Annotated in this window: 10 protein-coding genes; 4 read left to right on the forward strand and 6 right to left on the reverse strand. The window is 46.5% G+C overall.

The window, feature by feature from the left end:
- The coding region (locus ACTHMC_RS14015; RefSeq protein ID WP_440413891.1) for a hypothetical protein at window positions 1-456 on the reverse strand (456 nt) is incomplete at its 3' end.
- Window positions 457-880: 424 nt separating this feature from the next.
- On the reverse strand, window positions 881-2,002 hold the full coding sequence (locus tag ACTHMC_RS14020; RefSeq protein ID WP_440413893.1) for a serine hydrolase domain-containing protein: 1,122 nt from the start codon (window positions 2,000-2,002) through the stop codon (window positions 881-883).
- A gap of 255 nt (window positions 2,003-2,257) precedes the next feature.
- Between ACTHMC_RS14020 and ACTHMC_RS14025 the strand changes: the two genes are divergently transcribed.
- From ACTHMC_RS14025 to ACTHMC_RS14040, 4 genes are all read left to right on the forward strand, one after another.
- Window positions 2,258-2,818, forward strand: a complete 561-nt coding sequence (locus tag ACTHMC_RS14025) for a LemA family protein (protein WP_440413895.1) — start codon at window positions 2,258-2,260, stop codon at window positions 2,816-2,818.
- Window positions 2,815-4,749 carry a DUF2207 domain-containing protein gene (locus ACTHMC_RS14030; protein ID WP_440413896.1) on the forward strand — a complete coding sequence of 645 codons (1,935 nt, stop codon included), beginning with the start codon at window positions 2,815-2,817 and terminating at the stop codon, window positions 4,747-4,749. Before ACTHMC_RS14025 ends, ACTHMC_RS14030 begins: the two co-directional genes overlap by 4 nt.
- Before the next feature lie 97 nt (window positions 4,750-4,846).
- Window positions 4,847-5,521 carry a hypothetical protein gene (locus ACTHMC_RS14035; protein WP_440413898.1) on the forward strand — a complete coding sequence of 225 codons (675 nt, stop codon included), beginning with the start codon at window positions 4,847-4,849 and terminating at the stop codon, window positions 5,519-5,521.
- Window positions 5,522-5,542: 21 nt separating this feature from the next.
- Complete coding sequence (locus tag ACTHMC_RS14040) at window positions 5,543-6,382, forward strand: hypothetical protein (protein WP_440413899.1); 840 nt, start codon at window positions 5,543-5,545, stop codon at window positions 6,380-6,382.
- Between the two features lie 21 nt (window positions 6,383-6,403).
- On the opposite strand, the gene ACTHMC_RS14045 is transcribed toward ACTHMC_RS14040, so the two are convergent.
- Genes ACTHMC_RS14045 through ACTHMC_RS14060 form a run of 4 tightly spaced genes read right to left on the reverse strand, consistent with a single transcriptional unit; the run spans window position 6,404 to window position 10,539 of the window.
- Complete coding sequence (locus ACTHMC_RS14045; protein WP_440413901.1) at window positions 6,404-6,844, reverse strand: YqgE/AlgH family protein; 441 nt, start codon at window positions 6,842-6,844, stop codon at window positions 6,404-6,406.
- A gap of 41 nt (window positions 6,845-6,885) precedes the next feature.
- Window positions 6,886-8,529, reverse strand: coding sequence for a sodium:solute symporter (locus ACTHMC_RS14050; protein WP_440413902.1), 1,644 nt, complete (start codon window positions 8,527-8,529; stop codon window positions 6,886-6,888).
- A gap of 5 nt (window positions 8,530-8,534) precedes the next feature.
- Window positions 8,535-9,755 (reverse strand): enolase C-terminal domain-like protein, encoded by a 1,221-nt coding sequence (locus ACTHMC_RS14055; RefSeq protein WP_440413904.1) that lies wholly within the window; start codon window positions 9,753-9,755, stop codon window positions 8,535-8,537.
- Between the two features lie 25 nt (window positions 9,756-9,780).
- Entirely contained in the window at window positions 9,781-10,539 is a 759-nt protein-coding gene (locus ACTHMC_RS14060) for an SDR family NAD(P)-dependent oxidoreductase (RefSeq protein ID WP_440413906.1), read from the reverse strand.
- Between the last annotated feature and the right edge of the window lie 258 nt (window positions 10,540-10,797).

Below are 10,797 nucleotides of genomic sequence, written 5' to 3' on the forward strand. Positions count from 1 at the left end.
AATCGCAAACGTACCATCGGCAGATACGCTTACCTCTTGCTCCACCCATTCACCGGTTTTTGTCAGCAGCATTGCTTGCAGGGTACCGATGTTTCTGGCGTCTTTTACCTGGCCGATCACTTCAAAAAAGCGTTGCTGCAAACCCGCAAGTAAAGTGTACCTGCCAGGGAGCAGGGAATCTGGCAGGAAGAGGGTGCCGGAAGCATGTCCATCGATCATTGGCCAACGCAGGCGGGTGCGGACTCCGTTCTCGTTTTCGATGATCAGTTCAACGGTGGCCAGGGATTGGTTTTTCCGAACGGTATCGGCTTTGTACGTGACTTTCACCCGTAATGAATCGCCGGGCTTGAATATAGATTGATTAAGTTTCAGATCCAGCTGAGCTGTCGCGGACTGCGCCTGAACGGATGTAGCCAGGATTATATAGATAACAAAAGTTAATAGTAAGCTTTTCATAACAGTATTTGATAAAAGAAAGACGATTTGTAATGAAGAAAGGATAACGCCTCATTGCAAAACGAACCCTGTTTAATTGTTTTTCTGTTTCCAGCTTAGTGCAAAAAGCCATCTCGTGAAGGAGATGGCTTGTCTGCAGTTATTTCTTCTTCGCTGTTTTCTTTTTGGCAGCCTTTCGTTTTTGATAGGCCTGCTCGTGCGGTTGATGGCTTACACGTTTGGCATCCGCCTTCTTTTTATTGGGATTATCTGCCATAAAATATTGTTTTTGTTACTTGCATAAATTTTATGCCAGGCCTGCCCATGGGAGGCAATCCTTACAAAAGGACCGTATTCACCAGGTACCAAACCGGATGAGCAACAACCTTCAGAATCGCATTTCGCGGCTGTCTTGTTTTAAATCACAACACGTGTTCTGAAAGTCTTATTTCTTCTGCATCAGATCAAATAACTGGTAAGCAATATTGCCCAGTTTTCCTGGCGCTGTGTCATCAGATTCGTTTGACAATACCACCACCCCGCTGTTGATTTCCGGATAGAATACAATGTAACTGACAAATCCATAGGTGCCGCCATCAGTCCAGACCTGGTGATTGCCGTTGGCGTGTTTGTACCTGAGCCAGGTCAGTCCGATGCTGTAATAACCGGCATTGAAAGATTGTTTGTGCGTTAAAGCAACTGCTTTGTTGTTTTTGTTGAGCTGCAACCGGATGAAGTTTACAAGGTCGGCAGTTGTTGAATTCAATCCGCCAACACCCTTCATGGAAGATGCAGTAAAATAGGGCATTTGAATTCCCTTCTCATTGTAGCCAACCGCTAAAGATTTATTGTTTGATGTAGATGCCAGGAAAGAAGTGTTGTTCATTTTGTTTGGACCTGATACATACTTTTTTACCAGCTTGTCTATGGATGTGCCATATACTTTTTCCAGAATGCAGGCTAACAATTGTGCTGCAGCATTTGAATGCCTGGACTTGAAACCCGGAATGGTATCCAGTTCAACTTTATGCAAAGCATCGAAAAAGTCTTTGTTCGTATACGCTCCATAAATTCTGTCCCGTAAAAATGCAGTCGAGTCTTCCGGCGCATTCAATATTTCCTGAGGCGTTGCAGGCAGCCAGTTTGGAATTCCTGATGTGGAATTTGCGAGATGCTCTACCGTTACCGGACGTTTGTTGTATTCTAAATTGGGATAACTGCCATCAAGGTATTTTTTGATATCGTCTGAAAGATGGATTTTCTTTTCCAGAACAGCATTTGCCAGGATCAGGCTCACAAAGGCTTTTGTGACAGAGCCGATTTCGTAAACCGTGTTTTGCGTTGGTTTCAGCGATTTGCCTTTTTCCGTGCTCCCGAAATTGTAAAAGGAAATATTTCCATTATTGTAAACACCAATTGAAAGCCCGACTGCCTGTTTATCCTTCATGAAAGTTTCGCCCAGGTTTGTTGCAAGCGAGTCCATTTTTACCTGGCTGGTTTGCGCACTTGCAGAGTCAGATGAAATTAGAAGAATGAATAATAAAGCGGATGGGAATAAGAATTTCATATGTTTTGTTTCATGGTGATTGAAGCAGGTCTTATAACGCAGCCAGAGCATTGCTGCGGGATTCATTTACTTACAATAAAACGTAAATAGTTCAATAATTCTAACACCCGGGGTATCTATTTCTTCAATTATTCATCACTGCTCCCGGACAGGAACCAAAACTGTCCGGTTTTGATACAAAACACGGCCGGCATTTTTCAGAATTCCGAAAAAACGGTTTAATTTCCGCATCGTTACCTATTCAATGAAAATTACATGAATATTACTACCATCATAATTATCGCGGTTGCAGCCATACTGCTGCTATGGGTGATATCGCTGTACAACAGGCTGGTTGCGCGCCGCAATAGCGTGAAGGAAGCCTGGAGCGGGATTGATATCAGCCTGAAAAAACGATATGACCTTATTCCCAACCTGGTGGAAACAGTAAAAGGTTATGCCCGTCACGAAAAAGAAACACTTGAAAGTGTAACCAGCTACCGGACAGCTTCCGTGAATGCCACCACGCCGGAACAGAAGGCCGAAGCGGCAGCTGGTCTCAGCCGTGCTCTTGGTTCGCTGTTTGCTGTAGCTGAAAATTATCCCGACCTCAAGGCCAATGCTAACTTCATGGAGCTGCAAACCGAACTGACCAGTATCGAACATAATCTTGAGTCAGCCCGCCGCTTTTATAACGGTGTGGTGCGCGAGAACAATAACCTGGTGGAAAGCTTTCCTGCCAATATCATTGCTGGCATGTTCGGATTCAAAACCAGTGTATTCCTTGAAATGGAGAATACAGCACATCGCGAAAGACCTAACGTTTCTTTTTCATGATAACACGTTTCTGTCTGCTTTTCTCCTTCCTGTTATGTATGGCATCAGGCCTTACTGCCCAGGAAATGGAACAAGCATTACCCGATTACTATTCAGAAGGCATCATCAATTTCCATTCGGATATCACCATCGAAACTTCCGGACTGGTGCGGGTTGCGGAGCATATCAAAGTTTATGCTAATGGCGATCAGATCAAACGTGGGATATTCCGTGATATCCCTTTATACCGTCCCAATAAATCCGGCCGTGATCAACGCATCGATATAGAAGTGCTGGAAGTGTTGAAAGACGGCGCGCCTGCAACTTATAAAGTGGAAGAACAGGGTCGAAGCATCAACATACGTATCGGTGATGCCAATGTGATCCTGGAGCCAGGGGTATATGAATACATTATCACATATCAATCGAAAGGGCATATCGGTTTCTTCGATGGATACGATGAACTGTACTGGAACGTTACCGGAAATGACTGGCAGCTACCCATTGTAAAAGCTTCCGCCACCATTCACCTTCCCGGTGGCGCCGACGTTAAGCAAACAGCCTGCTACACAGGTCCGGCAGGATCAACTGCTGCCGGATGCGAAATTCAATCTAACGGCCAGCAACAAATGCTTTTTGTTACTGACCATTTATTGAAACCCGGGGAAGGTTTTACCATTGCTGCCGGTTTTACACCAGGCATCATCCAGCGGCCCCCACCTCCGGGGCCCTGGGAGAAATTCCTGGAATGGTTCGATGCATACAAAGAGTATCTGCTGGCCATACTAGGACTGGGCATACTGCTACCTTACCTGTACTTCAGCTGGCGCAAGTACGGAAAGGATCCTGAAAAACCTGTAGTGGTGGCCCGCTTTGATCCGCCACGGGGATATTCTCCCGCAGTGCTCCGGTATTTGCATAAAAAGAAAAATGATGGAAAATCCATCGCTTCTGCTTTGGTGAACATGGCCGTAAAGAATGCCATTGTCATCCGTAATGGAAATTTTCTCGAACGTACCAGGCGCGACAGCAGCAAACTCACATCCGAAGAAAAGGAGCTGTTCAATAAATTACTCTATACCCGTGAAGGCATCCTGCTGGACGAATCCAACAGGGACAAAGTACGCAGCGCCAAAACAGCATTTGAAGATTCTATCAAAATGCAGGTGAACCTGAAGGAATATTTTCTGAAGAACAACCGGCAACTGATCATCGGCGGGTTGGTGACCATGGCTGTACTGGCAGTGTACCTGCTCTTTATCAACTGGGCTTCCCTGCTGGTATTGTTGTTCCTGATCCCTTTCATCGCAATCGGTGCAGCGGTGTTTTTTTCCGGTATCCGCACTGTGAAAGAACAGGGCTGTCTGGGCATTTTCCTGATCGCATTCGGTGGCGTATTCATGTTAGTGCCCATGTTCATGTTTTATGGAATGATGGGGGAGTTGCCTGCCGTATCTGTGATATTTGTACTGGCTGTACTTATCATTTACCTTTTTTTTGTTAAATTGATAAAGGCGCCTACCGCAGATGGCGCGATACTTTCGTCCGAGATAGAAGGCTTTATTCTTTACCTGGTTATAGCCGAAGAGGAACGCCTGAATATCTTAACTCCACCGGAACATACTCCTGAATTGTTTGAGCGTTTGCTGCCTTATGCCATTGCGCTGGATGTGGAGAATGAATGGGGAAGAAAATTCAAAGACAGGCTGGAGGCCCTGGACTATTCTCCTGAATGGTATGCCGGCGGTGGTTTCAGCTATGCCTATATCGGCAGTACTTTCAGTCAAAGGCTCGTATCTAAAGTGAACGAGGCGAGCAGCCCTCCACCTTCGTCCTCGTCCTCCGGTGGCTATTCGGGCGGATCATCCGGCAGTTCAAGCTGGAGCAGTGGATCTTCAGGTGGCGGATCCTCCGGCGGCGGTGGTGGCGGTGGAGGAGGTGGCGGCTGGTAAAAAGCTGCTCAGTATCCTGATTCTACGTTTCAGAAAAATCGGTTCTGGATGTCAATGTGCCGCTGTATCTTGGTGAACTAAAGCTATTGGTATACTCATGAAATATTTTACAGGTAATATCTTCGCTGTTCTGCTTATTTGCATTTTTACTTCCTGTAAAGAAAACAAAACAGCAGAGGCAGCACGCAGTTCTTCAGATGCTGTTTCAACTGCAGGCAGTAATTTTACCATTGCTGATAACAAGAAGGACGACAGCATTGCGCTCACACAACTAATTCGTCAGGCCTATGCCTGGAAGGACAGTAGTTTTAATACCGGCGGCTATCTTATCCCTGCCAAAGCCGACCCATCTGACTCAACCTATACCAGCATGGACAAACAGGAGAATTCCAGCTACCTGGAAAAGCTGGTTGCTTCCCATTATTTCAGTGAAGAATTTACCGGTAACTATCAGCGTATTGTTCATTATATGGATACTTCACTTCGTAATGGCTCTGCGGTCTGGAATGATGGAGAGCTTCCCCCTTTCAACCTGGATGCGGATCTTTGGTGTAATTGTCAGGATTTCCCTACAGACAATTACTACAGTCGTATGACCATCTCGGATCTCCGTACAGATGGAAGAAAAGCATCATTCAACTGGAATATCCCCGAAGGAAACGCTTATGCTGTGCGTGCCGGAAAAGTTAACGGGCAGTGGAAGATAGATTGGTTGATCGGTTTCGATTTTAAGTCATTCACCAATGCACTGATCCTTACCGGTAAAAACTAAGTCCATTAATACATTCATGTCATGAAATATTCAATGCTCATAAGCTGGATGGCAATACTTGCAATCGGATGTCATTCACCCGCATCACCTCCGGTTGTGCCAACAGAGAAGAAAGTGCCAGATGCAGCAGCACCGGTCACCGACCTTTCCCTGGAAGAAAAAAAGTTGATTCATTTGCGCAGTGAAGTATTGCGGGTGGCCATGGAACAGCGGGACAGTACCGGATTTTATTCATCAAAATTCAATGACAGCTTTTATAAACTTGTTGACAACAGCCCGGCCACTTTGCTGTATCCTTTTAAGCAATTACGGGATAGCAGCGAAGTATATGTTGAAACAGGTGCGGGCAATACATTCAGGATCTATAGCTGGAATACACATACAGGTGGCAGCATGAGCTATTTTGACGGTATTTACCAGTGGGAGGGACGCGATAGAATTCATGCGCGCAGGGTGATGAATGAAGAAACGGGTCCTGGTTTCTTTTGCTCAAAGATCTACACGGTTACAGCAGGAGGAAAAGAATATCATCTTGCTATTCTTAACGGCGTTTATTCATCCAAAGATGTATCTCAATCTGTAGCCGCATTTACTATTGATGGGGATCAGTTGGTTGATACGGTAAAGATTTTTGCTGCAGGCTCCAGAAAATTGAGCAGGATAGATGTGAACTTTGATTTTTTCAGTGTGGTAGACAGACCTGAGCGTCCGCTGGAGCTGATCACTTATGATGAAAAAAATAAACTACTCTATATCCCGGTTGTTAGTGAAAAGGGAGCGGTCACTGCCAAAAATCTGGTCTATGAATTAAAGGAAGATGGCTTCGTTTATACCGGTGTGGAAACCGGTAAACGAAAATAAGATCACTGTAAACTGACGAGATTAAAAGACTTCTCCATCTGCGGAAACGGTCCAGCTGCCTTCCGCAATCTCAGTCTCCAGGTCTTCGAAGTCCCAGCCGCAATACCCGATAAACAGCTTGATGTCTTTTTCAGTAAGCGTTTTATTGTTCATCATTCGTACGGCTTCCTGGAAATCCCCACCCACGTGGATATTGCCAGTAACGTGTTCACCGCCGCTGATCAGGTCAGGGCGCTGGTGTATGAAGAAGAGATGCTCCCTGTCAACCGGCCCGCCATCATACATGGGGAAAGGCGCGCTGTGTTTGAATTCTTCCAGGTCGTTGAAGCGATGCTCAAACTGAACATTCACCACATAGCCCATGGCTCCTTTTTCATTGTATTCGGTAATGAACAATACGGTCTTTTCAAAAAACGTATCATCCAGGAGAGAAGTGGCGGTCAAGAAAATTCCTGCTTTCATATTATACGAAGGTAATGCAGGAATGTTATAAAGCTGTATTTCTACCGGAAGCACCAATATAATACAACCATAGTGAGAAAAAGCACACCAGTGATTACTTTGTAATTCCCGATACCTTTCCATCCCTTGATCTGTAGCGGTTCCCAGATTGAATTCCAGTATAGTTTTTTACTTTCTTCAGTATGCTGAACAGGAAAAACATAAGAGAGAAGTATCTGTAAGATCATGCAGATAACAAACAGATAAAAGGTCATCATCATGAAGGGGATCTTTCCCGTGAATGTATCCGGTTGGATCTTGTTGACAGTAAATGCAACCACTCCCAATGCAGAGCCGATCCACAACGTATACTGCGCAGCTTTCGCTGATGCCCGCTTCCAGAAAATGCCAAGCAGGAAGATACAGGTGATAGGAGGGGCGATATGTGCAATGATATCATTGATGCCGGTGAACAGGCTCTCATACTGATTGATCAGCGGCAGCAGCAACAGGGAAATAGCGAGTGCAATTACAGCAGACCATCTTCCCACACTTACAAGCTGTTTATCTGTGGCGGCGGGTTTGAATCGCTTGTACAGATCGTAACTGCTCAATGTGGCAATAGCATTCAATGCACCGGCGATCTGACTCATGAGGCCCGATAACAAAGCTGCAACCAGTATCCCTACCAGTCCCGAAGGCAGCAACTGAATGATCATGAGTGTGTAAATTCCTTTCGTATTCAACACCTCTTCTCCATTCACAACCGTGCGTGGCAGGCTGCTCAGGTCAATCATATTGTTATGATACAGGGCATAGGCAAACAGACCTGGAAGAATGAAAATGAAGACTGGTAATATTTTGATGAAGCCGCAGAAGAGCACACCTGCTTTTGCATGGTTCTCATCTTTGGCGCCCAGCACACGTTGCACGATGGTCTGATCGGCGCACCAGTACCAGATCCCGAGAAAAGGATAACCAACCAATACAGCCAGCCAGGATAATCCGGACGGATCTCCAACCGGACGTACCATGGATAATTTATCAGAAGCGTTTGTTTGCTCGAGTGCGTGCACCATACCATCCCAGCCTCCAGCTTTGTTCCATGCAAAAAATGTGATGATAACAGCTCCTGCAATCAGTACAATACTCTGAATGGATTCTGTGACGATCACGGATTTCAATCCGCCAATGATGGTATACAAACCCGTCAGCACTGTGATGAGAATGATGCTCACGTACATGTTCACTCCGAACAGTGTTTCCAGTACGATACCTCCAGCTAAAAAGGAGAAAGCGATATGGATCACGATGGCGGAAAGTATGGAGATCAGTGAGAGCCAGTCCCTGCAGGCCCGGTTATACCGCTTCTCCAGAAAATCAGGCAGCGTGACCACTCCTGAACGGATATAAAACGGAACGAAAAACAGAGCGAGCAGGATCAGTACCAGCACGGCCATCCATTCAAAATTGCCATTCAGTAATCCTGAATCAAAGCCGCTCTGGGCAAGACTTACCAGGTGCAGGCAGGAGATATTGGTAGCAAACAATGCCAGTCCGATCCAGGGCCATCGCAGGGTTTTGCCGGCGAGGAAATAGGTTTCGGAGGAGACGGTTTTTTTGCCTGAGCGGCTGCCCCAAAGTCCTATCGTGACAATGGCAAGTACATAGCCGATGGTGATGATGATATCGGGAGTCTGGATCAAGGGAACTATTTTAAATCACAACTGCTGCCGGCCTCCTGCGGTGTTTTGTAAACACCGCCTGCAATGTCAACCGGTTGAGTGAAATATTGTTTAAGGTGGGGGATATGCTCCAGGAACAATGCAGGCAGGTCTGCAGAAATATGATTGAAGAGCACCAAATGCTGATGAAGTTGTCCCATATCTCCAACATGCGGCACAACAGGTACCTCAAATTTTTTGCTCATGAGGCTGACGAGCAGGAATTCACTTACACCTGCCACGCGGGTGGCATCCACCTGTATGAAACCTGCAGATCCTGTCTGAAGATAATTCTTGAAAAGGATGCTGTTGGGAACATGTTCACCCAGCGCCAGTTTCATGGGAGCGATCTCTTTGGCGAGCGTGAGGTGTGCCAGGATATCGTCGGGGTGCGTGGGTTCTTCGATCCAGTAAGGGTTCATGTTTTTGAGGCGGTTACAGATCCTGATGGCCTGGTCGAGGCGCCATTGCTGATTGGCATCCAGCATGATGGTGATATCGTTGCCAGCTGTTGCACGCACCAGCATGGCGCGCCTGATATCCCGGTCTTCTTCGGCACTGCCCACTTTCAGTTTCATGGCGCGGAAACCTGCATCGATGGCCTTCCGGCAGTTCAGTACAATGTCTTCGTCGGAGTAATGGAACCAACCCACTGATGTATCGTAAGCAGTATAACCGGAGTCAAGGATCTTGTGCCTGGACTGTTTTGTTGCCAGTGCATTGGTAAGAATTTGTTTGGCGGAACTTTTATCAAGCACATCTTCCACGTATGAAAAATCAAGTAGTGCAACCACTTCATCAGGTGTGAGATCGATCAGCAATTTCCATAACGGAACCTGTTTCTTTTTAGCCCAGAGATCGAAGCATGCATTGGTAACGGCTGCGAGCGCCAGGTGCACCACACCTTTCTGAGGGCCCAGCCAGCGGAATTGTTGCGCATTGGCCAGTTTGTTCTGAATGGCGCCGAAATCCAACATGATCTCTTCGATGTCTTTACCAACCAGTTGTTCTGCGTAGAATTCAATGGCAGCGCAGACCAGCGCATTCCCTTCTCCGAGTGTGAAAGCGAAGCCGGTCCCGGAGATCCCGCTATCGTCTTTAAGCATACAAACGGCATAGGCGTATTGCGGGTTTTGGTGGATGGCATCGCTGCCTGCACCATGCTGAAGTGTGTAGCGGCAATCCCGCGTAGAATGTGATTTGATCATATAGAAGATTAGAATCTGTTTGAATTCATCTGCGATAACCCAGTTCTGCTCCCCCACTGACTGGCAGTATGCATCCGGTGATGAATCTTGCGGCATCACTGAGCAGGAATACGCAGGCGTCTGCAATCACGTCTCCATCGGGCAGTTTGCCCAGTGGATGCAACTGATCGAGGTATTGAAAGATGCTCTCGCTGTTGGGCTGATCGAGACCCCATTGGCGCAGCATGGGTGTGTTCACGGCCGCAGGAGCAACAGCATTCACCCTGATGCCCATGGGCGCATAATCCAGTGCCATGGCTTTTGTAAGGGCGTTCACTGCGCCCTTGGTAGCCACGTAAGCCGCATGATTTTCCTGTCCGATCTGCGCAACCAGCGAACTGGTGCTGAGGATGGATCCTCTTGAATGTTCCAGGTGAGGAAGAGCAAAGCGCGTGGTGAGGTAAATACTCTTTACATTCAGGTTGAAGACCTGCTGCCATTGCGCAGCTGATGTTTTATGTAACGGCAGCGAGGGATTAGCAGTTCCAGCATTATTATGAACAGCATCCAGTTTACCATACCGTTCAATAATTGCTGCAACAGCTGCTTCCACATCCGCCTCCTGTGTAATATCTGTTTTGCAAAAAAAATGATTGCCGCTTGCCAGATGGCTGAGCTTCTCCTGCCCGGCGGGATTGTTATCCAGTATACATACATATGCTCCTGCCTTTGCATAGGCCTGGGCGCATTCCCATCCGATACCATCGGCGCCACCTGTAAGTAAAATGACTTTTTCTGTAAGCATGACAAGCAATTTGCATCCGGAAAATGATCCACCGGATGATCGTTTTAGGTTAGTAAAACTAATCCCTCTGATTGCTGAAAACCAGAACTGGATTCACCAGTAATCACCGGATATTAGCAGAATCGGGTTTCTATTAGTTATATTTTAGCTTAATTTGGAGAAAAATGGACATTTTGAATGGTTATTCTGCTAATATTCTACCAATCACCCAATTGGATTTATGAAGCCAGTACACACCACGGTTCCTGAGAGTATCAA

It is taken from the genome of Pseudobacter sp. (assembly GCF_051955275.1).
Taxonomy (GTDB): domain Bacteria; phylum Bacteroidota; class Bacteroidia; order Chitinophagales; family Chitinophagaceae; genus Pseudobacter.

Coding starts and splice junctions, on each gene's coding strand:
- ACTHMC_RS14020 (WP_440413893.1), bottom strand. CDS start 2,002: ATGAAATTCTTATTCCCATCCGCTTTATTATTCATTCTTCTAATTTCA.
- ACTHMC_RS14035 (WP_440413898.1), top strand. CDS start 4,847: ATGAAATATTTTACAGGTAATATCTTCGCTGTTCTGCTTATTTGCATT.
- ACTHMC_RS14045 (WP_440413901.1), bottom strand. CDS start 6,844: ATGAAAGCAGGAATTTTCTTGACCGCCACTTCTCTCCTGGATGATACG.
- ACTHMC_RS14060 (WP_440413906.1), bottom strand. CDS start 10,539: ATGCTTACAGAAAAAGTCATTTTACTTACAGGTGGCGCCGATGGTATC.
- ACTHMC_RS14025 (WP_440413895.1), top strand. CDS start 2,258: ATGAATATTACTACCATCATAATTATCGCGGTTGCAGCCATACTGCTG.
- ACTHMC_RS14040 (WP_440413899.1), top strand. CDS start 5,543: ATGAAATATTCAATGCTCATAAGCTGGATGGCAATACTTGCAATCGGA.
- ACTHMC_RS14030 (WP_440413896.1), top strand. CDS start 2,815: ATGATAACACGTTTCTGTCTGCTTTTCTCCTTCCTGTTATGTATGGCA.
- ACTHMC_RS14055 (WP_440413904.1), bottom strand. CDS start 9,755: ATGATCAAATCACATTCTACGCGGGATTGCCGCTACACACTTCAGCAT.